This is a genomic window from Mycobacterium interjectum (assembly GCF_900078675.2).
GTDB lineage: Bacteria > Actinomycetota > Actinomycetes > Mycobacteriales > Mycobacteriaceae > Mycobacterium > Mycobacterium interjectum.
Genome location: NZ_LT546237.1, coordinates 856,367 through 879,799, shown reverse-complemented (window position 1 = coordinate 879,799; position 23,433 = coordinate 856,367). Strand labels below are relative to the sequence as shown.

The 23,433-nt window shown below is 68.9% G+C and carries 16 protein-coding genes and 1 pseudogene; all 17 read right to left on the bottom strand.

Features of this window, described 5'->3' with window-relative positions; all coding sequences use genetic code 11:
- On the bottom strand, nt 1–421 hold a 421-nt coding region (locus BN4348_RS38495), incomplete at its 3' end, for a lyase family protein (RefSeq protein WP_268921225.1).
- A gap of 103 nt (nt 422–524) precedes the next feature.
- Nucleotides 525–1,721 carry an argininosuccinate synthase gene (locus BN4348_RS38490; protein ID WP_066911357.1) on the bottom strand — a complete coding sequence of 399 codons (1,197 nt, stop codon included), beginning with the start codon at nt 1,719–1,721 and terminating at the stop codon, nt 525–527.
- 12 nt (nt 1,722–1,733) lie between these two features.
- The gene (locus BN4348_RS38485; protein ID WP_066911354.1) at nt 1,734–2,228 is read right to left on the bottom strand and encodes an arginine repressor; all 495 of its coding nucleotides are present in this window, start codon (nt 2,226–2,228) and stop codon (nt 1,734–1,736) included.
- Nucleotides 2,225–2,988 (bottom strand): annotated as a pseudogene (locus BN4348_RS38480) (ornithine carbamoyltransferase). The gene BN4348_RS38485 and the pseudogene BN4348_RS38480 overlap by 4 nt, the downstream one beginning before the upstream one ends.
- Nucleotides 2,985–4,157, bottom strand: coding sequence for an acetylornithine transaminase (locus BN4348_RS38475; protein WP_096866266.1), 1,173 nt, complete (start codon nt 4,155–4,157; stop codon nt 2,985–2,987). The pseudogene BN4348_RS38480 and the gene BN4348_RS38475 overlap by 4 nt, the downstream one beginning before the upstream one ends.
- A 14-nt stretch (nt 4,158–4,171) precedes the next feature.
- Nucleotides 4,172–5,059 (bottom strand): acetylglutamate kinase, encoded by an 888-nt coding sequence (gene argB / locus BN4348_RS38470; RefSeq protein ID WP_066911348.1) that lies wholly within the window; start codon nt 5,057–5,059, stop codon nt 4,172–4,174.
- Nucleotides 5,056–6,267, bottom strand: coding sequence for a bifunctional glutamate N-acetyltransferase/amino-acid acetyltransferase ArgJ (gene argJ, locus BN4348_RS38465; RefSeq protein WP_066911344.1), 1,212 nt, complete (start codon nt 6,265–6,267; stop codon nt 5,056–5,058). Before argJ ends, argB begins: the two co-directional genes overlap by 4 nt.
- Nucleotides 6,264–7,307, bottom strand: coding sequence for an N-acetyl-gamma-glutamyl-phosphate reductase (gene argC, locus BN4348_RS38460; protein ID WP_066911341.1), 1,044 nt, complete (start codon nt 7,305–7,307; stop codon nt 6,264–6,266). The genes argJ and argC overlap by 4 nt, the downstream gene beginning before the upstream one ends.
- A gap of 143 nt (nt 7,308–7,450) precedes the next feature.
- Entirely contained in the window at nt 7,451–12,337 is a 4,887-nt protein-coding gene (locus BN4348_RS38455; RefSeq protein ID WP_160040355.1) for a PE family protein, read from the bottom strand.
- A 454-nt stretch (nt 12,338–12,791) separates the two neighbouring features.
- Nucleotides 12,792–13,559, bottom strand: coding sequence for a PE family protein (locus tag BN4348_RS38450; RefSeq protein WP_084454061.1), 768 nt, complete (start codon nt 13,557–13,559; stop codon nt 12,792–12,794).
- Nucleotides 13,560–14,028: 469 nt separating this feature from the next.
- Entirely contained in the window at nt 14,029–14,319 is a 291-nt protein-coding gene (locus BN4348_RS38445; RefSeq protein ID WP_066911336.1) for a PE family protein, read from the bottom strand.
- Nucleotides 14,320–14,425: 106 nt separating this feature from the next.
- Nucleotides 14,426–15,964: a PE family protein gene (locus tag BN4348_RS62410; protein ID WP_066911333.1), complete on the bottom strand. Its 1,539-nt coding sequence runs from the start codon at nt 15,962–15,964 to the stop codon at nt 14,426–14,428.
- A 269-nt stretch (nt 15,965–16,233) separates the two neighbouring features.
- Nucleotides 16,234–17,823: a PE family protein gene (locus BN4348_RS38435; protein WP_066911330.1), complete on the bottom strand. Its 1,590-nt coding sequence runs from the start codon at nt 17,821–17,823 to the stop codon at nt 16,234–16,236.
- 484 nt (nt 17,824–18,307) lie between these two features.
- Nucleotides 18,308–20,806 (bottom strand): phenylalanine--tRNA ligase subunit beta, encoded by a 2,499-nt coding sequence (pheT, locus tag BN4348_RS38430; protein WP_066911327.1) that lies wholly within the window; start codon nt 20,804–20,806, stop codon nt 18,308–18,310.
- The gene (gene pheS / locus BN4348_RS38425; RefSeq protein ID WP_066911324.1) at nt 20,806–21,849 is read right to left on the bottom strand and encodes a phenylalanine--tRNA ligase subunit alpha; all 1,044 of its coding nucleotides are present in this window, start codon (nt 21,847–21,849) and stop codon (nt 20,806–20,808) included. The genes pheT and pheS overlap by 1 nt, the downstream gene beginning before the upstream one ends.
- Before the next feature lie 126 nt (nt 21,850–21,975).
- Nucleotides 21,976–22,794, bottom strand: a complete 819-nt coding sequence (locus BN4348_RS38420; RefSeq protein WP_066911359.1) for a rhomboid-like protein — start codon at nt 22,792–22,794, stop codon at nt 21,976–21,978.
- 18 nt (nt 22,795–22,812) lie between these two features.
- A partial coding sequence (locus BN4348_RS38415; RefSeq protein WP_142308791.1) for an adenylate/guanylate cyclase domain-containing protein occupies nt 22,813–23,433 on the bottom strand: 621 nt, incomplete at its 5' end.

The following is a 23,433-nucleotide window of genomic DNA, read 5'->3' as shown; positions in this document are numbered from 1 at the left end:
CGACGTCGAGCGCGCCGGACGCGACCCGTCGCACCGCGTCGCGCAGCCACATCCGGAACAGCGTGGCCACCTGGTCGTTTCGCGATCGCCCGGCCCGCAGCCGCCCGCCCAGGTCGGGCCCGACCCGGTCGATCAGCCCGCGCTCCAGCGCGGCGTGCACGTCCTCGTCGGTGACCAGCGGGGCGAAGCTGCCGTCGGCGACGTCGGCGGCCAGGCTGTCCAGACCTGCCAGCAGCCCGTCGCGCTGCTCCTCGTCGAGCAGCCCGGCCCGGAACAGGATCACGGTGTGGGCGCGCGACGCGACGATGTCGTAGGGCGCCAGCACCCAGTCGAAGTGGGTGGACTTGCTCAGCGCGGCCAGTGCGTCGGACGGGCCCTCGGCGAACCGGCCGCCCCACAGCGAACCCTCGCGCGTGTTCACCGTTTCTCCGCGAGCTGAGGGTGCCTGCCGCTTGCGGGGGAACGGAGAATCGCACTCACACGAAGGCTTGGATGCGATGTGTCTGGTCGCCGGGAAAACAGGGTCACTGCGCGTCCCGGCGGGCCGCGATCTTCGACGACAGCCCGTGCACGTAGACGAAGCCCTTGGCCGCCGACTGGTCGAAGCTGTCGCCCTCGTCGTAGGTGGCCAGGTTGAAGTCGTACAGGGATTCCGAGCTGCGCCGCCCGTTGACCGCGATGTGCCCGCCGTGCAACACCATCCGGATCTCGCCGGAGACATGCTCCTGGGTCTTCTCGACGAAGCTCTCCAGCGCGACCTTCAGCGGCGAGTACCACAGCCCGTCATAGACCAGCTCGGCCCAGCGCTGATCGGTGTGCCGCTTGAACCGGCCCAGCTCGCGCTCCAGGGTCACGTGCTCGAGTTCGGTGTGGGCGGTGACGAGCACCATCGCCCCCGGCGCCTCGTAGATCTCGCGGCTCTTGATGCCCACCAGCCGATCCTCGACCACGTCGAGGCGCCCGACGCCCTGCGCGCCGGCGCGACGGTTGAGTTCCTCGATCGCCTGCAGCATCGACACTGTCTTGCCGTCGATCGACACCGGCACGCCGCGCTCGAAGCCGACGATCACCTCGTCGGGCGGGCTCCAGTTCAGGGTGGGGTCCTCGGTGTAGGAGTAGACGTCCTTGGTCGGCGCGTTCCAAAGGTGTTCCAGGAAGCCGGTTTCCACCGCGCGGCCCCACACGTTCTGGTCGATCGAGAACGGCGAGCGCTTGGTGACGTTGATCGGAATCGCGTTCTCCTCGGCGAACGCGATCGCCTTTTCCCGCGTCCAGGCGTAGTCGCGGACCGGCGCCAGCACCTGCAAATCCGGTGCCAGCGAAGCGAATCCGACCTCGAAGCGAACCTGGTCGTTGCCCTTTCCGGTGCAGCCGTGCGCGACGATCGTGCCGCCGTGCTCGCGGGCGGCCCGCACCAGGTGCTTGACGATGAGCGGCCGGCTGATGGCCGACACCAGCGGGTAGCGGTCCATGTACAACGCGTTGTTGAGCACCGTCGGCAGGCAGTAGCCCTCGGCGAACTCGTCGCGCGCGTCGACGACGACGGCCTCCACCGCGCCGCAGTCCAGGGCCCGCTGGCGCACCACTTCCATGTCCTCGCCGCCCTGCCCAAGGTCGATCGCGACCGCGACCACCTCGCGCCCGGTCTCCTTGCCGATCCAGCTGATGGCCACCGAGGTGTCCAGGCCCCCCGAATACGCCAGGATGACGCGCTCTGACATAGGTCTCCTTCGTTACTTCAGGCGTTCCAGGATGGTGGCCAGCTCGGCGCCGGTCATCGGCTCCCGGGCCGCCACGAAGACGGTGTCGTCGCCGGCGATGGTGCCGACCACGTACGGTAACGCCGCGCGATCGATTGCGCTGGCCAAGTAGTTGGCGCCGCCGGGGGGTGTGCGCAACACCGCGAGGTTGGCGCTGGCGTCGGCGGACACCAGCAGCTCACTCAGCAACCGCGACAACCGGGCGGTGCCGCCCGACACCCCGCGCACCGGGCTGCCGTCCTCGGGAACGATGTAGACCCCGACGCCGCCGTCGGCGCCGCGCAGCTTCACCGCACCCAGCTCCTCGAGGTCACGCGACAGCGTGGCCTGTGTGACGTCGATGCCCTCGTCGGCCAGCCTGGCCGCCAGTTCGCTTTGGCTGCTGATCGACGCCGACGACAGGATCGCCACGATGCGGTCCTGCCGTCCGGCCCGCGTGGTCTCCGGTGTGGTCTTGCTGCGCGTCATGGGCGACGCTCCAGCAGCCAGACCAGCAACGCCTTCTGGGCGTGCAGCCGGTTTTCGGCCTCGTCCCATACCGCGCTGGCCGGGCCGTCCATCACCTCGTCGGTGATCTCGTCGCCGCGGTGGGCCGGAAGGCAGTGCAGCACAACGGCTTCCGGGTCGGCCAAGCTCAGCAGCNCCCGGCGGCGGCCACCACCGCCGGGTCCGGCGCGAACCCGTCGGGCGCCGCGACGGTGACGTGGACACCGGCGGTCACCCCGCCGAGGATCAGCGAGTGCGCCATGTTGTTGGCGCCGTCACCGAAGTAGGACAGCCGCAGGCCTTTCAGCGATCCCTTGCGTTCGGCGATGGTCTGCAGGTCGGCCAGCACCTGGCACGGGTGGAAGTCGTCGGAGAGCGCGTTGACCACGGGCACGGTCGCCGTCGCGGCCATCGCCTCGAGCCGGTCCTGCCCGAACGTGCGCCAGACGATGGCCTCGACATAGCGGGACAGCACCTGCGCGGTGTCGCCCAGCGTCTCGTCGCGCCCCATCTGCGTGCTGCGGGCGTCGACGACGACGGCGTGCCCGCCGAGCTGGGCGATGCCCACCTCGAACGAGAACCGGGTGCGGGTGGAGTTCTTGTCGAAGATGACCGCGACGCCGCGCGGCCCCTCCAGCGGTCGGCGGCCGAACGGGTCCTTCTTCAGCTCGGCGGCCAGCGCGAGCACTTCGGCCTGCTCGTCGGGCGACAGGTCGTCGTCGCGCAGGAAATGGCGAATCATGTTGCGGTCCCGGCTAAGTCGAGGATGCCCGGCAGCGCTTCGATGAAGCCGTCGATCTGGGCCTCGGTGATGATCAGCGGCGGCGCCAACCGGATGACGTTCGGCGCGGCGGCGTTGACCAGGAACCCGGCGTCGCGCGCGGCCGCCTCGGCGTCCTTGGCGCGCTGCGCGGTCAGCACGATGCCCCACAGCAGTCCCCGGCCGCGGACGTGGTCGATCAGGGGGTGGCCCAGCGTTTCGATGCCGTGGCGCACCGACTTGCCCAGCACCTCCGCGTGCCGGACCAAGTCCTCGGCCTGGATCGTGCGCAGCACCGCCAGCGCGGCCGCGGTGCAGATCGGGTTGCCGCCGAAGGTGCTGCCGTGCAGGCCGGGGGTCAACAGCTCGGCGGCCGGACCGACGGCCAGGCACGCCCCGATGGGCAGCCCGCCGCCGAGGCCCTTGGCCATGGTCACCACGTCCGGGGTGATGCCATCGTGCTGGTGGGCGAAAAAGGCGCCGGTGCGGCCCATTCCGGTCTGCACCTCGTCCAGCACCAGCAGGGCGCCGTGGCGGGCGGTGATCTCCCGCGCGGCGGCCAGGTAGCCCTCGGGCGGGACGACGACGCCGCTCTCCCCCATGATCGGCTCGAGAAAGACCGCCGCGGTGGCGTCGTCGACCGCGGCGGCCAGCGCGTCGACGTCGCCGTACGGCACGTGCGTGACGTAACCCGGGAGCGGCTCGAACGGCGCCTGCTTGCTCGGCTGGCCCGTCAGCGCCAGCGAGCCCATCGTGCGGCCGTGAAACGCCTCCTGCGCCGCAACCAGTTTCGTGCGGCCGGTCAGCCGCGACAGCTTGAACGCGACCTCGTTGGCCTCGGTGCCGGAGTTGCAGAAGAACACCCGCGCCGGTGCGTCGACTGCCAGCAGGGCGACCAGGTCCTCGGCCAGCGCGACGCCCGGCTCGGTGGCATACAGGTTCGAGGTGTGGCCCAGCGTCGCCATCTGGTGCGTGACGGCCTCGATGACGGCCGGGTGGCGGTGACCGAGCACGTTGACCGCGATGCCGCCGAGCAGATCCACGTAGGTCTTGCCGTCGACGTCCGTGACCACGGCGCCGTCGCCGCTGGCCAGCGCCACCGGCGGGGTGCCGTAGTTGTTCATCATCACGGCTTCCCAACGCTTCTGCATTTTCTCGGTGCCGGTCACAGGCTCACCACCTTGGTTCCGGTGCCCGCGTCGGTGAAAAGCTCGACCAACACACAGTGTTCGACCCTCCCGTCGATGATGTGCGCGCTGGGCACGCCCGCGGTGACGACCCGCAGACACGCCTCGACCTTCGGGATCATGCCCGCCTCCAGCGTGGGCAGCAGTTGTGACAGCGTGGCGGTGTCGATCTCGCTGACCAGCGATCCGCGGTCCGGCCAGCTGGTGTAGAGGCCCTCGACATCGGTGAGCATCAACAGCTTTTCGGCCCCCAGGGCCTCGGCCAGCGCGGCGGCGGCGGTATCGGCGTTGATGTTGTGCACCACACCCTCCGCGTCGGGCGCAAGCGTCGAAACCACTGGAATACGCCGCGCGGCAATGAGATCCAGCACAGCAGCGGTGTTGACCTTGTCGACGTCGCCGACCAGGCCGATGTCGGTGGCCACACCGTCGACGGTGACGCTGCGCCGCACGGCGGTGAACAGTTGCGCGTCCTCGCCGGTGATGCCGACGGCGTAGGGTCCGTGTGCGTTGATCAGGTTGACCAGCTCGCGGCCCACCTGCCCGAATAGCACCATCCGCGCCACGTCGAGCACTTCCGGTGTGGTGACGCGGAATCCGCCCTTGAAGTCGCCCTCGATGCCGAGCCGCCGCAGCATCGCGGTGATCTGTGGCCCGCCGCCGTGTACGACCACGGGATGGATGCCGCAGTTGCGCAGGAACGCCATGTCGGCCGCGAACGCGTGCCGCAGCGTGTCGTCGGTCATGGCGTTGCCGCCGTATTTGATGACGACGATCTTGCCGTGCAGCTGCTTGAGCCACGGCAGGGCCTCGGCCAGCACCTGGGCCTTGACCCCCGTGGGCAGCGCATCGACGCGGACGGTCATGAGCTGTAGGCCGAGTTCTCTTCGACGTAGCCGTGCGACAGGTCGGTGGTCCGGACGGAGGCGGTGGCGTCGCCGACCCGGAGGTCGACGGTGATGTCGATGTCGGCGCCCGACAGGTCCACCTGCCGCGCGCCGGGCGCCCCGATCCCGTCGACGCACACCGCGGAACCGTTGAAGGACACCCGGTTTCGGTCGGGATCGAAGGTGATCGGCGCGATCCCGATGGCCGCGAGGACCCGGCCCCAGTTGGGATCGGAACCGAACACCGCCGTCTTGACCAGGCTGTCGCGGGCGATAGCCCGCGCGGCGGTCAGCGCGTCGTCCTCGGAGGCGGCCCCGATCACGGTCACGGTGACGCGCTTGGTGACGCCCTCGGCGTCGGCCTGTAGCTGGGCGCACAGGTCGTCGCAGACCCGCAGCACCGCCTCGTCGAGATCGGCCTGGGGCGGCGTGATCTCGCTGGCACCCGATGCCAGCAGCAGCACGGTGTCGTTGGTCGAGCAGCAACCGTCGATGTCGAGCCGGTCGAAGGTGCGCGCGGTGGCGCGGCGCAGCGCGCGGTCGAGAGCCGCGGGCTCCGCGGCCGCGTCGGTGGTGAGCACGCACAGCATGGTGGCCAGCGAGGGGGCGATCATGCCGGCGCCCTTGGCCATCCCGCCGAGCGTCCAGTTGTTGGGGTGGTGCAGCGCAACCTGTTTCGGCACCGTGTCGGTGCTCATGATCGCCTCGGCGGCATCCTCGCCGCCCGACAGTCCGCCGGCCATCTCGCGCACGATCTCACGCACCCCGGCGAGCACCTTGTCCATCGGCAGCCGGTCACCGATCAGCCCCGTCGAGCAAACCGCGACCTCGATGGCACCGGTTTCGGTCCCCCAATCGGAAAGCGCCGCCGCGACCGCCTCCGCGGTGGCGTGCGCGTCCTGGAAGCCGCCGGGACCGGTGCAGGCGTTGGCGCCGCCGGAGTTGAGAATCACCGCGCGCAGCTGCCCGGTGGTCAGCACCTGCCGGCTCCACAGCACCGGCGCGGCCTTGACCTTGTTGCGGGTGAACACGCCCGCGGCCGCGTAGTCGGGCCCCTCGTTGAAAACCAAGGCCAGGTCGCGTTTGCCCGACGCCTTGATGCCGGCGGCGATGCCGGCGGCCCGGAACCCCGCCGGCGCGGTGACACCCTGTTCGCGCAGCAACCGCGCCTCGGCTGTGTGGGTCACGGCGCGACCCCGACCACCGAAAGTCCTTCGCCTTCAGGCCAACCCAGCGCCAGGTTCATCGACTGCACCGCGGCGCCGCCGGTGCCCTTGACCAGATTGTCGATCGCGACGATCGCCACGAAGGTCTCGGCCGCCTCGTCCACCGCCACGGCGACGTGGGCCGCGTTGCTGCCGATCACCGCCCCGGTGCGGGGCAGCTGCCCCTCGGGCATCAGATAAACGAAAGGTTCCGCGTCGTAAGCCTTTTCGTATGCCGCGCGCAGCTGTGACAGCGGCGCTCGGGTGCGCGCCGTGCAGGTGGCCAGGATGCCCCGGGACGTCGGGATCAGCACCGGGGTGAACGACACCGTGACGTCGCGGTCGGTGACGGCGCCCAGCCCCTGGGCGATCTCAGGGGTATGCCGGTGCGCGCCGGCGATGTTGTAGGCCCGCGCCGAGCCGATGACTTCCGAGCCGAGCAGGTCGGCCTTGGCGGCGCGGCCGGCCCCGGAGGTGCCGCTGACCGCGACCACCGTGACGGCGGGTTCGATGAGGTCCTCGGCCATCGCGGGCGACAGCGCCAGTAACGCCGCGGTCGGGTAGCAACCGGGCACGGCGATCCGGCGCGCGCCGCGCAGCCGCTCGCGTGCGCCCGGCAGCTCCGGCAGGCCGTAGGGCCAGCTGCCGGCGTAGGTCGTTCCGTAGAACCGCTCCCAGGCGCCGGCGTCGGTGAGCCGGAAGTCGGCCCCGCAGTCGATGATCAGCGTGTCCGGGCCGAGCTGTTCGGCCAGCGCGGCCGAATGCCCGTGCGGCAGGGCCAGGAACACCGCGTCGTGGCCCGCGAGCACGGCGGGATCGGTGGGTTCAATCGTGCGCTGGGCCAACGGGATCAGGTGCGGATGGTGCTCACCGAGCGTACTGCCGGCGCTGGCCGCGGCGGTCAGCGCGCCGATGGTCAGCCGCCCGTCGGCGCAGGCGGGATGCCCGAGCAGCAGCCGGAGGATCTCCCCACCCGCGTAGCCGGTGGCACCGGCAACCGCCACCCTCAATACGTCGGCCATTCGCCCGATTGTGCATGGTTATGCAGCAGTTTGCAAATCCATTCCGCTGCCGCCGGAGCGGCGTGCGCCCAGGAGATCGTGTCGGGCAAAGGCTCCGCTTCGGGAGAGCGAGGGCCTACACGAGTCTCCTGGACGCCACCGGTCTATCCGCTGACCCCGATACCCAGGCTCGCGTTCAGGGCGGCCCGCAGTGACAGCAGCAGGTTAGTCAGGGCGATGTACAGCGAACCGCCCAGCGCGCCGCCGGCTTGCTCGAGTCCGGCGGTGACACCGGAGATGCCCGTCACCAGCGACGATCCGAGGTTGACCAGGCCCGGGAACCCAACGGCCAGGCTCGAGGAGAAGCCGTTGCTGAGCGCGCCGCCAACTTCGGCCGCGGTGTTCTCCCAGATGTTCGCGAGCGCTGCCCCCGTCCCCGTCAGCCCGGACAGGCCGCCGGCCAGGCTGCCGCCCAGGGTTTCAAGGCCTTGGACCACGCCCGACAGGCCACCGGTCAGCCCGGCCTCCAGGGCCAGTCCGGCGTTGGCCAGGCCCGCACCGAGGCTGGCCGACAGGGCGGCGTTGATGGACAGCATCAGGTTCGGCAGGTTCAGCGCCGGCAGCGAGGCCAGGAACGTGGCCGCCAGGTTCTCGCCGGTCTGGATCGCGCCGTTGATGCCCGCCGCGATGTTGCCGGCCAGGTTGCCCAGGTTGGCCGCGAAGTTGGCGGCCAGCGTCTCACCCGTCTGGATCAGCCCGCCCAGGCTGGCTCCCAGGTTCAAGCTGCCGCTGAGGGCCGCATTCAGCGACGCACCAAACCCGTTGAGGGCCGCGCTGAGCGAGGCACCGAAGGAACCGCCCAAACCGTTGAGCGCCGCTGACAATTGAGCGCCCAGCGCGCCCAGGTTCGGGAATGTCAGCGCGGGCAGGCCCGGCAGCGAGGCCAGGAAGTTGCCCACCAGCGTGGCGCCGGTCTGCAGCGCCCCGTTCAGGCCCGCCGCGAAATTGGCCGCCAGGTTCTCACCGGTCTGGATCAGCCCGCCCAGGTTGGCGCCCAGGTTCAGTCCGCCGTTCAGCGCCGCATTGAGCGACGCACTGAGGTTGGCGCCCAAGCCGTTCAGCGCCGCGGACAGCTCCACACCCAACGCGCCCAGGTTGGGGAATGTCAGGGCGGGCAGACCCGGCAACGAGGCCAGGAAGTTGCCCACCAGCGTGGCGCCGGTCTGCAACGCTCCGTTCAGGCCCGCCGCGAAGTTGGCCGCCAGGTTCTCACCGGTCTGGATCAGTCCGCCCAGGCTGCCACCCAGGTTCAGTCCGCCATTGAGCGCCGCGTTGAGCGATGCGCTCAGCGAGGCACCCAGGCCGTTGAGCGCCGCGGACAGCTCCACACCCAACGAACCCAGGTTCGGGATCGTCAGCGCGGGCAGACCCGGCAGGGACGCGAGGAAGTTGGCCGCGAGGGTCTCGCCGGTCTGGATGGCGCCGTTCAGGCCGGCGCCGATGTTGGCGGCCAGGTTCTCACCGGCCTGGATCAGCCCGCCCAGGTTGGCACCCAGGTTCAAGCTGCCATTGAGCGCCGCGTTCAACGACGCACTGAGGTTGGCGCCCAACCCATTCAGCGCCGCCGACAACTCCACACCCAACGCACCCAGGTTCGGGAACGTCAGCGCCGGCAGACCCGGCAACGACGCCAGGAAGTTGCCCGCCAGCGTCGCACCGGTCTGCAACGCCCCATTCAAGCCCGCCGCGAAGTTGCCCGCCAGGTTGCCCAGGTTGGCCGCAAAGTTCGCGGCCAACGTCTCACCGGTCTGCAGCAGACCACCCAGGTTCAAGCCGCCGTTCAACATCGCGTTCAACGAGGCACTCAGGTTGGCGCCCAACCCATTCAGCGCCGCCGACAACTCCACACCCAACGCACCCAAGTTCGGGAACGTCAGCGCCGGCAGACCCGGCAGCGACGCCAGGAAGTTACCCGCCAGCGTCGCACCCGTCTGCAACGCGCCGTTAAGGCCGGCACCGATGTTGGCGGCCAGGTTCTCACCGGCCTGGAGCAACCCACCGAGGTTGGCACCCAGGTTCAGGCCACCGTTCAGCGCCGCGTTCAACGAGGCACTGAGGTTGGCGCCCAACCCATTCAGCGCCGCCGACAACTCCACACCCAACGCACCCAAGTTCGGGAACGTCAGCGCCGGCAGGCCCGGCAGCGACGCCAGGAAGTTACCCGCCAGCGTCGCACCCGTCTGCAACGCCCCATTGATCTCAGCGCTCAGCGCGCCGAGCGACAGCGAGATCGACGGCAGGCCCGGGAACGTGAACGGCGGGAGGCCCGGCAACGTGATGCTGCCCGACAACAACGCGTTCAGCGCCGCGCTGAGCTCACCGCCAAGCGCGCCCAGCGACAGCGAGATCGACGGCAGGCCCGGGAACGTGAACGGCGGGAGGCCCGGCAAGGTCAGGCTGCCCGACAGTAGGGCATTGAGCCCCGCGCTGAGGTTCGTTCCGAGGCTGCCGGCCAGGTTGCCCAGGTTGGCCGCGAAGTTGGCGGCCAGGGTCTCACCGGTCTGGATCAGCCCGCCCAGATTGGCGCCCAGGTTCAAGCTGCCGTTGAGCGCCGCGTTGAGCGACGCACTCAGGTTGGCGCCCAACCCATTCAGCGCCGCCGACAACTCCACACCCAACGCACCCAGGTTTGGCAACGTCAGCGCCGGCAGACCCGGCAACGAGGCCAGGAAGTTACCCGCCAACGTCACGCCCGTCTGCAACGCCCCGTTCAGACCCGCCGCGAAATTGCCGGCCAGGTTCCCCAGGTTGGCCGCAAAGTTCGCGGCCAGGGTCTCACCGGTCTGGATCAGCCCACCGAGGTTGGCGCCCAGGTTCAGGCTGCCGCTGAGCGCGGCGTTCAACGACGCGCTCAGCCCGTTGAGCGCCGCGGACAGCTCCACACCCAACGAACCCAGGTTCGGGATCGTCAGCGCGGGCAGACCCGGCAGGGACGCGAGGAAGTTGGCCGCGAGGGTCTCGCCGGTCTGGATAGCGCCGTTCAGGCCGGCGCCAATGTTGGCGGCCAGGTTCTCACCGGCCTGGATCAACCCGTTGAGGTTGGCACCCAGGTTCAAGCTGCCATTGAGCGCCGCGTTCAACGACGCACTGAGGTTGGCGCCCAACCCATTCAGCGCCGCCGACAACTCCACACCCAACGCACCCAGGTTCGGGAATGTCAGGGCGGGCAGACCCGGCAGCGAGGCCAGGAAGTTACCCGCCAGCGTCGCACCGGTCTGCAACGCCCCATTGAGCCCCGCCGCGAAATTGCCGGCCAAGTTCCCCAGGTTGGCGGCAAGGTTCGCGGCAAGAGTCTCACCGGTCTGCAGCAGACCACCCAGGTTCAGGCCACCGTTCAGCATCGCGTTCAACGACGCACTCAGGTTGGCGCCCAACCCATTCAGCGCCGCCGACAACTCCACACCCAACGCACCCAGGTTCGGGAATGTCAGCGCGGGCAGACCCGGCAGCGAGGCCAGGAAGTTACCCGCCAGCGTCGCACCCGTCTGCAACGCGCCGTTAAGGCCGGCACCGATGTTGGCGGCCAGGTTCTCACCGGCCTGGAGCAACCCGTTGAGGTTGGCGCCCAGGTTCAGGCTGCCGTTCAGCATCGCGTTCAACGACGCGTTCAGGCCGTTGAGCGCCGCCGACAACTCCACACCCAACGAACCCAAGTTCGGGAACGTCAGCGCCGGCAGACCCGGCAACGACGCCAGGAAGTTGGCCGCCAGCGTCTCACCGGTCTGCAACGCCCCGTTCAGACCCGCCCCGAGGTTGGCGGCAAAATTCTCACCGGCCTGGAGCAACCCGTTGAGGTTGGCACCCAGGTTCAAACTCCCATTCAGCGCCGCGTTCAACGAGGCACTGAGGTTGGCGCCCAAGCCATTCAGCGCCGCCGACAACTCCACACCCAACGCGCCCAAGTTCGGGAACGTCAGCGCCGGCAGACCCGGCAACGACGCCAGGAAGTTACCCGCCAGCGTCGCACCGGTCTGCAACGCCCCATTCAGACCCGCCCCGAGGTTGGCCGCAAAATTCTCACCGGCCTGCAGCAACCCGCCGAGGTTGGCACCCAGGTTGAGCCCGCCATTCAGCGCGGCATTCAACGACGCACTCAGATTGGCGCCCAACCCATTCAGCGCCGCCGACAACTCCACACCCAACGAACCCAAGTTCGGGAACGTCAGCGCCGGCAGACCCGGCAACGACGCCAAGAAGTTACCCGCCAGCGTCGCACCCGTCTGCAACGCCCCATTCAGACCCGCGCCGATGTTGCCGGCCAAATTACCCAAGCCGTTCAGCCCGGCCGCGAGGTTGGCCGCCAATCCGTTCAGGCTGCCGCCGACGCTCGCGGACAACGCGGCGGCGAGGTCGAGACCGAAGTTGGCGTTCAGCAGGGCGTTGAGTGCGGCGTTGGCCTGGGCGAGCATCTGAGCGCCCATGGCCGATAGCGCGGCACCGCTGTTTTCCAGGGCGAGCCCGGCCTGAATGATGGCGTTGCCCGTCTGGACCATCCCGTTGCCGATGCCGGACAGGATGAAACCGCCGGTCTGGAAGGCGAGTCCGCCGAGTCCGTCGCCGAGGAGCGTCTCCAGCGTGGCGCCGAGAGACGCTCCCAGGCTGCTGCTCACGCCGCCCGATAGGGATCCGCTGATCGCTGCGCCCAACCCGGAAATCGCGCCGCCGAGTTCGGCCGCCAGGTTTCCGCCGCCCGAGAGCAGTGCGGCGCTGTTGGCGATTTCGGCCCCTGCGTACGCGACCGCACCGCTACTCAACGTGCCGACGAAGGCGTTGTGGAACGCCGCGGCTTCCGCGTTGAGTGCTTGGTACTCCTGGCCGAATGTGCCGAAGAGTGCGGCAATTGCGCTCGAAACCTCATCGCCTGCGGCGGGCGCCAGGCTGGTCGTCGGGGCGAGTACGGCTTGAGCGACGTCGTCCAGCGCCGAACGGATAGCTGCGAGATCTTGGGCGGCCACCTCGACAAGATCCGGAACTGCGACCACAAAAGACATGTTCATCTCCCCACGCGAATGAACGACATATATACGTTTATGAGCCCGAATAATCGAGGCAAGTCGAGCGTAAGTGCGCGCCGAGAAGCGCATTCGAAAACCGTTGTTTTCATGAGACTTCGGCGCGCCTGCGTACTCTCCAGGCTCCCGCGCAACTGGACGGTGGTACCGAAATAGGCTTATTCCGAAGGTGTTTGCGCTGTTCGTTGCGCGCCTACATCGTTAGCGCGCGGTGTCCGGTGCGCCCCCATCGCCGATGTGACGAACGCAATACCCCGCACCGTACGACGCTGGCTTTCCAATACCTTAGACCCCACAATCCCTGCGGCATAGGGCTTTTAGTCGAAGACGCGGAACCGTCAGTTCTACCCGTCGCGCAATCGCGCGCTCTAAGGGCCGAGGTTTGCCACCCAGCCGAATGTCTCCAGTAGAGACACTGGCTACCCCCCATGGGTCAGAAAAGCGGTGTATTCCAAACGCTTTCTGTATACGTGTCGAATAAGCGCCCGTGCGCTACGAGGTGAAAAGGCCTGTCGAGATCAGTGGCGGCGGTGAGGCGGGTGCGCCGACTGCCTGGGCCAGCTGTTGGGGCGCGCGGCTGACGACGCCGGTGAAGAAGGGGCCAGCGCCGGCTTGCACGTTGAGTATTCCCGGCAGCGGCGAGTTCACGACGCCCCGTCAACGTATTCGTCAGGCCGCCAAGGCTTGTCGGCAAGCCGGGAAGGGCGCCGGCAACAGCGAGCCGAGGTTGCTTCCCAGTGGGCCCAGGTTTCCCAGCGAGCCCAGGACGCCGCGAGCGAACCCCAGCCCCCAAAGGGGACCGTTTCCGCCTGTCCAGACCGCCGAGCAACCCGCCCAATCCGCTTGTGCCACCGGTCAATCCGCCCAACAACCAGCCGCCCGACGAGCCGACGCCGAGGATTCTCCCCTGCAGACCGCTGACGCTGACACGCTGCGCGGCGCCTGGTATCGCCTCGGCAGGTGCATTGATCGCGTTGGCCACGACCTGCTCGGCGTTGGCGGTCTCGGTGCTCAGGTAGCCGGCAGCGCCGGCGTTGATCAGGCTGACGAACTCGGCGTGAAACGCGTGGACTCGGGCGCCGGTCCACTGGAATTCCTGGCCGAAATTGCCGAACATCGCCGAGATGGCCGCCGCCGGCAACACCACCGGCGTGGGGCCGCGGCGCTGGACGCCGCCCAGGGAAGAGCGGATACCTGCCATCGGCCGCCGCCTGGACCTGCTCCGGCGACGTGACCAGAAACGACATGTCCGACCCCCTCGGTTCGCTGGCGGCGAGTAGCTGATACCCAATCAGCGCCACGGTAAACATGAAGTGCGGTTCGACGGACCGACGGACCCGAAATGTTGGCGTTGCCCGTGATCGACCCGTCAAAGCCCTCCCTCGCGGCAGTGATTGGGGCCGCAAGTTGCTCGGGCGCGTAGATCAGCAGAGCGGTCGCGAGCCAGATGTTACCGAGGATTCGCAGGTTGGCGGCCGTGTGCTGGAACAGGGTCTGGTAGGGACCGGCGATCGAGGCGAGCCCAGTGTCGGTCCCGCCGGCGCGAACAGCGCGGGCGCCAGCGCCTGCTGGAATCCGCTCAGCTCCTCGGGCAGATCGGCGCCGGCGTTTCGGAGCGCCGTCGCGCCGCCACCCACGACGCCGCCGCCCGCGCCGGCATTGAGCAAGTTCTACTCGGCGTTGGCGACGTCGGTGCCGAGGTAGGCGCCCGCACCCACGTTCAGCAAATTGACGAACTGCTCGTGGAATTCCTGCGCCTGGGCGCTGATGCCCTGATAGTCCTGTCCGAAGGCACTCAGAAGCGTCGCGACTTGGGCCGAGACCTGGTCGTCGGCCGGCGCCACCACGTCGGCCGTCGGCGCCGCGGCCGATGCAGTGGACTCGGCAAGCATGGAGCGGATACCCGCCAGGTTTCGGGCGGCCGCCTGCACCTCGTCGGGCGCCGCGGTGACGTATGACATGTGCAGCCCCCATCGCTCAATACGACGGTCGCCCGACAGCTACCGAGACAATGTGAGCCTAATCACATACCGTTCATCGCGCCGCAAAATTGGCGTTTTGGTGCGGTTATCCCCCCAGCGGTGTGATCGCCGCCGCCAGCTGCGACCCGAAGCTCAGCAACCCGGGGATAAGGCCGCCGATCGGCGTGCCCGGGACCGTGCCCAAGCCGCCGCCGAGGGTCACCGGGCTCAGCGGGGTGAGTAGGCCGCCCAAGGGAAGTTCGGCCGTGGCGGTGAGGTCCAGGATGGGGATACCGCCCGCGGTGACGGTCGTCGTAAGCGGCGGCAGGCTCAGGAAGGTCTGGCCGTTGAGGAAACCGTTCACGACGTTGGCGGGGGCGTCGATCAGTGCCGCCGCGGCCCCTACCGGGTCGCCCGTCTGTACCGCGGTGACAAACGCCTGTGCGCTGGAATTCAGGGCGCTCAGCGCGTTGGCGGGCGCACCGATCCCGTCGAAAACAAGCTGCAACGGCAGGCCGAAGGTGATGCCGAGATTCCCCGGATTGAAAGTCGACCCGAAGTTGGTGAGCGTGTCGACCACGTTGGTGAAGTTCTGCGATATCTGAGCCGGGATGGAGCCCGCCGGCAACAGGTTGGTGAAATTCTGCGCCATCTGGCCCGGGATGGCGAAGATGGGCGCCAGGTCGCCCAGCGGGCCGAGCGGAACGATCGGCAGAGGCGTGGCCGTCGGCGATCCCAGTTCGCTGATGTCGAAGCTCACGCCCTGGAAACCGGGCAGGACGACATTTTCCAAGCCCTGCGCGACGGCGTTCACGGCGCCCTGGACGTTGCCCGCCGCCAGCGCCTGGCCAGCCGCCTGGAAGCTCGCGGGCAAGCCGGCCAGCCCGGTCACGAGGTCAGTGCCGGCATTCTGCAGCCCCGTGACGACCGTCTGGGCATAGCCGATCTGGTTGTTGACGAACTGCTGCAACAAGGCGCCCGGATTGAACGTCGCAAGGCCCTGAACGCCGGTTTGGATGGTGGCCGGCAGGTTGGCCAACTCGGCGGGCAGGTTCTGAATCCCGGTCGCGATCGACGACCCGATCGTCTGGGCGTAGCCGATCTGGTTGTTGATCAACTGGTGCGCGAACGGGAACGGGTTGGACGAGAAGGTCGCCCCGATGGCCTGCAGGTTGGTCACGGTGTTCGAGACGAGCGCCTGGTACGGCGCGGCCACGGTGGCACCGAAGGAGTTGAGTCCGGTGATCACCCCGGATCCGGCGCCCGTCGGAAGTGATCCCAGCGCGACGGGAGAGCTGGCGATCGCGTTCGACATGGCTTGCGCGCCGGCCTGGATCTCGCCGCCGAGCGCGGTCTGGGCCGCGTTGACAGCCTCGGCACTGGTGTAGGCCCCCGCGCCCGCGTTCATCAAGCTGACGAACTGCTGATGGAACGCCTGGGCCTGGGCGCTGACGGCCTGGAACTCCTGGCCGAAGTTGCCGAACAGGGAAGCAATCGCGACCGACACCTCATCTTGAGCCGCCGTCGCTACCCCCGTCGTCGGGCCCGCCGCGGTAGCCGCGGCCTCGGCCAGCGACGAACGGATCCCCGCCAGGTCCTGGGCCGCGCTCTCCACCAGCTCCGGCGTTGCGAACACAAACGACATCTGACCTTCTCCTTGGCTCACTAAGGGGTGACCGGTGGTCATCCAATGTTCGATACGAGTCCCCGGGCTCGATATCTCTGCGGGCGGTTACCCCCCAGTAACCAAGACGAGAGCGATCGTAACCAGCGGCGGCGCCCACGCCAAAAGACAACAGGTGATTTCACAGTTTTCAATGCGGTCCGAACACTGGACTCAGCCCCGACAACGAGTGAGGGTCGGGCCGCCGGCTTACACCGACGGCCCGATCCTCAACGAGTGGGTAACTCCGACTAAGTAGCGGCGATGTCCGCCGCCAGCTGGGCGGGGAAGCTCAGCAGGCCGGGAATGAGGCCCCCGACGGGGGTGTTGCCCGAGAGCTCGAGCGGCAAAATAAACCCATCGAGGTTGACCAGGACCTGCGGCAGCGCGAGCGGCGTGAGAAGCCCGCCCAGCTGGATGTAGGTCGTTGACGGGAGGGTAAGACCCAGCAGACTGACCATCGCCGGGGGCAACGCCACGATGGTCGACCCGTTGAGGAAGCCGTTCGCGATAGCGGCCGGGGCGTCCAAGAGTGCGGCGGCGGCGGCGGACGCATTCCCGGCCTGCAGTGCGCCGACAAACGCCACCGCGCTCGAATTGAGCCCGCTCAAGGCGTTCGCCGGCGCACCGATCCCGTCCAGAATGAGCTGCAGCGGTATCCCGAAGCTCAAATTGGCTGTACCACCGGTGATGTTCAGCGTGGTTCCCAGGTTCGTGAAGGCGCTCAGCAGATTGGTTGCGTTCTGCGCGATCTGAGCGGGGACGGTGCCGGCCGGCAACGCGTTGACCACGTTTTGCGCTATCTGTCCGGGAATGGCCAAGGCGGGTGCCAAATCACCCAACGGACCCGTCGGCGTAATGCCGATGGTGAGCGACGAGGGCCCCGACGCGATAGGGGTGGAGGCAAAGCCGGGCAGGAAGGCATTGAGCAGGGCCTGGTTGATTGCCTGGTACGCGCCGACGTTGTTGCCTACCAAAAGGTCCTGGGCGGCCGCGACAAAGCCTGGCGGCAGTGCCTGCAGCCCGGTTATGAGATCCACTGGGGCTGCTAGCAACGAGGCGGCGGTCGTCTGGCCGTAGCCGATCTGCTGTGCGATGAGCTGCTGGAGGTAAGGCACCGGGTTAGACGACAGCAGCCCCTGAATGCCGGCTTGGATCGTCGCGGGCAGATTGGCCAACTCCGTGGGCAGGTTCTGAATACCGCTCGTGATCGCCGTGGCAATCTCCTGGCCGTAGAACATCTGGTTGCTGGCGAGCTGGTGCAGGAACGGGAACGGGTTGGAGACGACGGTGTTCCCGATGGCCTGCAGGTTGGTGACGGTGTTCGAGACGAGCGCCTGGTACGGCGCCGCCACGGTGGCACCGAACGAGCTGATACCGCTCATCGCCGCGGCCGCCCCGCCCGTCTGCAGGGTCCCGAGGCCGATGGGCGAGCCAGCGATCGTGTTCGAAATCGCTTGCGCGCCAGCATGAATCTCCGCGCCGACGTTGCCGGCCACCTGCCCAATGCCGCCAACGACGCCCCCATCCAGGGCACCGCCCAGCAGCGTCTGCGCCGCGTTGGCGGTCTCGGCGCCGGCGTAGGCGCCCGCGCCCGCATTCATCAACGAGACGAATTGCTGGTGGAACGCCTGAGCCTGGGTGCTAACGGCCTGGAACTGCTGGCCGAAATTGCCGAACATCGATGCGATCGCCACCGATACCTCGTCCTGCGCCGCGACCGCGATCCCGGTCGTGGGACCGGCCGCGGTTGCCGCGGCCTCGGCCAACGACGAACGAATGCCCGCCAGACTCGTGGCCGCGCTCTCGACCAGATCTGGTGTTGCGATCACAAATGACATGTCCACCCTCTCCTCGGGCCACCGCGCGGTGACCGACGGTCACTCAATTCGGCACAGTCGAATAAGGGCCCCGCGCACGAATGCGCGAGGCCCCCCTCGACTCTCAACTACAGCCGGTTACCGGGCGGTAAACTTACCGGTCGGTAACCAAGACAGACGTGAGTCTAATAAGCACTTCGCTTTTGTCAATATGACAATCAAGGTTTTCACGGCACACGACGGTGGTGGGTCCCGCTACGGTGGCGGCGGTCTCGGCCAGCGAAGGGCGAATTTCCGCTAACTGCACGGCGCCGCCCCGCACCAGCTCCGGCGTCGACAAGATACGCCATGGCAAACACTCCTCGGTTCACTGGGGACAATGACCGGCGGTCGTCTACAAAGACCGGGGAGACCGCAACTTATTTTTTAACGCGTAAATAATTTCCAGGAAACTCACAGGCAATCCGGGGGTTATTCCCCGCCGGACGAGCTCGTCGGCCGATTTTCAGGCGCGCAGTTCGGCGCCGACGGCCTCGGCGGCGCGTCGCACGGCGGCGTCGCGGGCCGCGCTGGCGTCGTCCTCGGTGAGCGTGCGATCGGGCGCCCGGAACCGCAGCGCGAACGTCAGCGACTTGCGGTCCGCACCGATCTGCGGGCCGGTGAACACGTCGAACAACTGCAGATCCTCCAGCAGTTCGCCCGCGCCCTCCCGGACGGCGTCGGCCACCGCCTGGGCCGGCACGTGCGCGGCCACCACGAGGCTGACGTCCTGGAACACGGCCGGGAACGGCGACACCCTGGGCGCCGGCAGGGCGTCGACGATGGGGATCGCATCGAGGTTCAGCTCCATCGCGCAGGTGCCCTTGGGCAGGCCTGCCCGCTCGATGACGGCCGGATGCAGCTGGCCGGCGTGCCCGACGCAGGCCTCCCCCACCAGCACCTCGGCGCAGCGGCCCGGATGCCAGGGCAGCTGTTGGGCCGCGCGCAGACGAACGTCAATCCCGCTGGCGCGCGCCACGATTCGCACCGCCTCGAACACGTCGGCGGCTTCGGCCCGGCGGCCGGGACCCCAGGGGCCGCGGGGTTCGCGAAGTCCGGTCAGCACCGCGGCGACGTGCTGCGGCTGCCGCGGCAGGGACGCGTCCAACGCGGCGATCTCGGTCTCGGTCGGCCGGCGGTGGACCGGAATGAGTTCGACTCCGCGGGTCTGCTCGGTGGGCTGAACCACCTGCGCCAGGGCGAACAGCGCGACATCGACGAGCCCTCGAGACACGTTGCGCCCCAACGCTTCCAGCAGCGCCGGCAGCAGCGTGGTGGCCAGCGCCGGACGGTCGGCTTCCAGCGGGTTGAGCACGTGCGTCGCCGCGCGCCGCGGGTCGTCGGCCGGCAGGCCCCAGAGGTCGAAGACGCCGGCCGGCAAGAACGGCGTCGGCAGCACCTCCACGTATCCGGACTGGGCCAGCGCCTTGCCGATGGCGCGCCGGCGCTTTTGCAGCGCCGTGAGCCCCCGGCCCGCGGGGGCCGCCGGCAGCACCGACGGGATGGCCTCCAGCCCCTCCAGCCGCATGACCTCCTCGACAAGGTCGGCGGGCTGCAGCAGATCGGGGCGCCAGCTCGGCGGCGTGACGGTCAGGGTGTCGCCCTCGTCCGCCACCGCCGCGCCGATCTGGGCCAGGCGCCGGGCCGTCGTGCCCGGGGGGTAAGCGATCCCGGCGAACCGGTCGGGCAGGTCGGCGGGGATCCGGATCGGCGACCCGGCCCAATCGGCGACTGAGTCGCCCACGGGTGGATCGCCGCGCCAGTCGGTCAGCGTCGGCGACACCTCTCCCCCGGCGATCTCGGCGAGCAGGCCGGCACAGCGGTCCAGCGCGGCCACCGAAATGGCCGGGTCGACCGCGCGCTCGTAGCGGCGGGCGGCCTCGCTGGGTAGGTGCAGCCTCCGCTGGGTGCGCGACACGCCGGCCGGGTCCCACACCGCGGCCTCCAGCAGTACGTCGGTGGAATCGTCGCGCACCTCGGTGGTCGCCGAGCCCATCACGCCGCCGATCGCGGCGGTCGCCGTGTCGTCGACGATGAGCACGTCGGTCGGGTCGAGCCGACGCTCGATGTCGTCCAGCGTGACGACGGTTTCGCCGGCCCGCGCGAACCGCACGCTGAGGCCCCCGGTGATGCGGTTGCGGTCGTGGGCGTGCATCGGGTGGCCGAGCTCGACCATCACGTAGTTGGTGACGTCGACCGCCGGCGATGTCGCGCGGATGCCGGCCAGCAGCAGCCGGCGCTGCAGCCACCACGGCGAGATGGCGGCGGGGTCGATCCCGGTGACCGGGCGCAGCGCGAAGCGGCGCACGCCCGTTTCAGCGTCAACGGTCAGGGGCCAGGCCTCCCCCTCGACCGGCAACGGCTTCACCTCCGCCGGGTCGACGAAGTTCAGGTCGTAGGCGGATGCGATCTCCCGGGCCAGGCCGCGCACCGACATGCAGTAGCCGCGGTCGGGGGTGATGGCCAGGTGGAAAACTACGTCGTCCAGCCCGAGCACCCCGGCCGCCTCGGCGCCGGGTGCGGCGGTGTCGGGCGGCAGCACCAGGATCCCGGAATGCTCGGCGCCCAAACCGAGTTCGGCCGCCGAGCAGATCATTCCGTCCGAGGTGCGCCCGTAGGTCTTGCGCGCCGTGATGGCGAAGCCGCCGGGCAGCGTGGTGCCCGGCAGCGCCACCACAACCAGATCACCAGCAGCGAAATTAGTTGCTCCGCAAACGATTTCGCGTGGCTTATCCTCGCCGACGTCTACCAGGCAGGCGCGGATGGGCTTCTTGAATTCGGTCAGATCTTCGATCGCGGTGACGCGCCCGACTGTCAGCGGCCCGTCGACCGGGCCCAGGGTGACGACCTCTTCGACCTCGTGGCCGATGCGCACCAGCGTCTGCTCGAGGTCGCCGGGGGACGCGTCCCAGCCCGGGGCGCCGGCGGTGACGACCTCGCGAAGCCAGCTGTAGGGAACGCGCATCAGGCACCCACCCCGAACGGCAACGAGAACCGGACGTCGCCCTCGACCATGTCGCGCATGTCCGGGATCCCGTTGCGGAACTGCAGGGTGCGTTCCAGCCCCATGCCGAACGCGAACCCGGAGTAGACGTCGGGGTCGATTCCCGCGGCGCGCAACACGTTTGGATGCACCATGCCGCAGCCGCCCCACTCCACCCAGTCGGCGCCGCCCTTCTTGTTGGCAAACCACACGTCCACCTCGGCGGACGGCTCGGTGAACGGGAAGAAGTGCGGGCGAATCCGGGTGCGGGCGGTGGGGCCGAACTCGGCCCGCGCGAACGCGTCGAGCGTCCCGCGCAGGTGCGCCATCGACAGGCCCCGGTCCACCGCGAGGCCCTCGACCTGGTGGAAGACGGGCGTGTGGGTGGCGTCGAGTTCGTCGGTGCGGAACGTGCGGCCGATCGAGATGATGTAGACCGGCAGCTCCCGTTCGAGCAGGGTGCGCACCTGCACTGGCGAGGTATGGGTTCTCAACAGCTGGCGGGAGTCCTCGGGCGCGATGTAGAAGGTGTCCTGCTCGCTGCGGGCGGGGTGGTCGGCGGGGAAGTTGAGGGCGTCGAAGTTGAACTGTTCGGTCTCGACCTCGGGCCCCTCGGCCAGCTCCCATCCCATCGCAATGAAGGTGTCGGCGATGTGCTCGGCCAATATCGTGATCGGGTGCCGCGCGCCGGGGGGCTGCCGCGTCGACGGCAACGTGACGTCGATGCCCTCGGCGACCAGGACCGCGGCGTCGCGCTCGGCACGCAGCGTCGCCAGCCGTTCGTCGTAGCTGGTTTGGGCCTCGCCACGCGCGACGTTGACGCGTTTGCCGGCGTCGGCACGCTCGTCCTTGGGGACGCTGCCCAAGGCCTGGCGCGCCAATGCCAGCGGCGAGCGGTCACCGAGGTGCTCGGTCTTGACCCCTGCCAGCGCGTCCAGATCGCCGGCGGCCGCGATGGCCTGCCGGGCGGCGGTGACCGCCTTGGCCAAGGCTTCCGGCGACAGGTCGACGGGTTGATCGCCCACGCGGCGGCACTCTCCTTGCTAACGAGGCTGTTCCGAACGGCTGGATGCGCCCAGCGCAAGTGCTGATCATAGGCGATTCGGTGCACGGCGCCGGGCGCGTGCGGTGCGGGGCAGTCGGACTCGTGGCTAGCCGGTCACGACCGGCTGCGGACGGGCCATCGTGTCATCCACCATCGGCAAAACCGGCAGGGCGCCGCGTCCGGTGACGAATTGAAAGATCTTGTGGGCCGCCAGGGCGCCCAGGACACCGAAGACCGGCGCGGCCGCCATGGTGCCCCAGTGGTGCGCCAGCATCAGGAAGCCGAAGCCCGCGGACGCCGCCAGCATCAAAACCCGCAGCGGGTTCCAGTGGACGGGCTGCTGGAAGCGGGCCGACACCAGCACGCCCAGGACCACGGCGACGGTGTGACCCGCGTCGGTGAAGTCACCGCCGATGATCGCCGAGGCGACGCCCGCCGCCACCCACCAGCCGACCCAGGGGGCCCGCCAGCGTTGCGGGATCACCGCCGTCATCGCCCCCAACACCGCGAGGGCGCCGTAGCTCATCCCGACATCGCTGGCGCGGGTGATCGACACCGGCAGCCACCCGAATTCGACGGCCGCGGCCAGGGCGGCGGCCACCACCAGCGTGGCGCCGATGTGGCCGACCAAGAACGCCACCACCAGCCGGATGGTGCGCAAATGCAGCTCCGCCAGCGCGAGCAGGCAGGTCAGGAAGGGCAACCAGAAGTACAGCGGCCCGGCGTCGACGACCAGCGCGCTGCCCAGCAGAGTGCCGACGTGGCCGTGGGCCAGGTTGTGCAGGTTGGTGCTCGCGCGCTGCACGAGCACGTCATGCGCGTGCGGGCCGAGCGCCAGGATGGCGCAGCTGATGGCAAGCAGCGCTGCCACGTACCCCACGGTGAACCGGACCCGGGCGAGCCGGGAGAAGATGCCCCCAATCATTGACATCCATTATGGGGGCTAGTTTGTGTCGTCAGCGTGATCAAAGGCTGTTAACTCCTTAAGAGTCTTCAGGCGATATATCCCCAGGTCGGCGGGGATGCCGGCGGTCTTGCCCGCGAAGACGGGCCTGCGTGCACGCTTGGCGGCGATGCCCAACGCGTCCAGCTCGGTTTGCGGTATGAGGTCCAACGTCGAGCTCGACACCATGATTCCACCTTTGGTGGCGCGTTCCATAACCCGCGCGGCGATATTGACGTCCACGCCGAGCCAGTCCGCGGCCATGCGCTGCGGGCGACCTGTGTGGATGCCGACCCGCATCCGCGGTGTGTAGCCCGCCACCTCGACCGATTTCAGCGCCTCTTTGGCGGCCAGCACCGCCCGCAGGGCGACCGTCGGATCGCGGAACACGGCCATGAGTCCGTCGCCCATGCGTTTGACGATGTGCCCGCCGGCGTCCAGGAGCGGCGGCTCGATGGCGCGCGCCACCTGCCGCAACAGGACCAGGGCCGCGTCGTCGCCCGCCTGCAGCGACCAGGTCGAAAAGCCCACCAGGTCGGTGAACACGAGCGTCACCTCGGGGTTTGCCGGGCGTCGCGACACCGCCTCGGTCAGCGCCTGCCATAGCTGCAACACACCGAG

Coding starts and splice junctions, on each gene's coding strand:
- BN4348_RS38445 (WP_066911336.1), bottom strand. CDS start 14,319: ATGTCATACGTCACCGCGGCGCCCGACGAGGTGCAGGCGGCCGCCCGA.
- BN4348_RS62410 (WP_066911333.1), bottom strand. CDS start 15,964: ATGTCGTTTGTGTTCGCAACGCCGGAGCTGGTGGAGAGCGCGGCCCAG.
- pheT (WP_066911327.1), bottom strand. CDS start 20,806: ATGCGCGTTCCCTACAGCTGGCTTCGCGAGGTCGTCACCGCCGGCGCC.
- BN4348_RS38420 (WP_066911359.1), bottom strand. CDS start 22,794: ATGATTGGGGGCATCTTCTCCCGGCTCGCCCGGGTCCGGTTCACCGTG.
- BN4348_RS38435 (WP_066911330.1), bottom strand. CDS start 17,823: ATGTCATTTGTGATCGCAACACCAGATCTGGTCGAGAGCGCGGCCACG.
- BN4348_RS38475 (WP_096866266.1), bottom strand. CDS start 4,157: ATGCAGAAGCGTTGGGAAGCCGTGATGATGAACAACTACGGCACCCCG.
- argB (WP_066911348.1), bottom strand. CDS start 5,059: ATGACCGTCCGCGTCGATGCGCTGCCCACGGGGGTCAAGGCCCAGGTG.
- argC (WP_066911341.1), bottom strand. CDS start 7,307: ATGGCCGACGTATTGAGGGTGGCGGTTGCCGGTGCCACCGGCTACGCG.
- BN4348_RS38490 (WP_066911357.1), bottom strand. CDS start 1,721: ATGTCAGAGCGCGTCATCCTGGCGTATTCGGGGGGCCTGGACACCTCG.
- BN4348_RS38450 (WP_084454061.1), bottom strand. CDS start 13,559: ATGGCAGGTATCCGCTCTTCCCTGGGCGGCGTCCAGCGCCGCGGCCCC.
- BN4348_RS38485 (WP_066911354.1), bottom strand. CDS start 2,228: ATGACGCGCAGCAAGACCACACCGGAGACCACGCGGGCCGGACGGCAG.
- BN4348_RS38455 (WP_160040355.1), bottom strand. CDS start 12,337: ATGTCTTTTGTGGTCGCAGTTCCGGATCTTGTCGAGGTGGCCGCCCAA.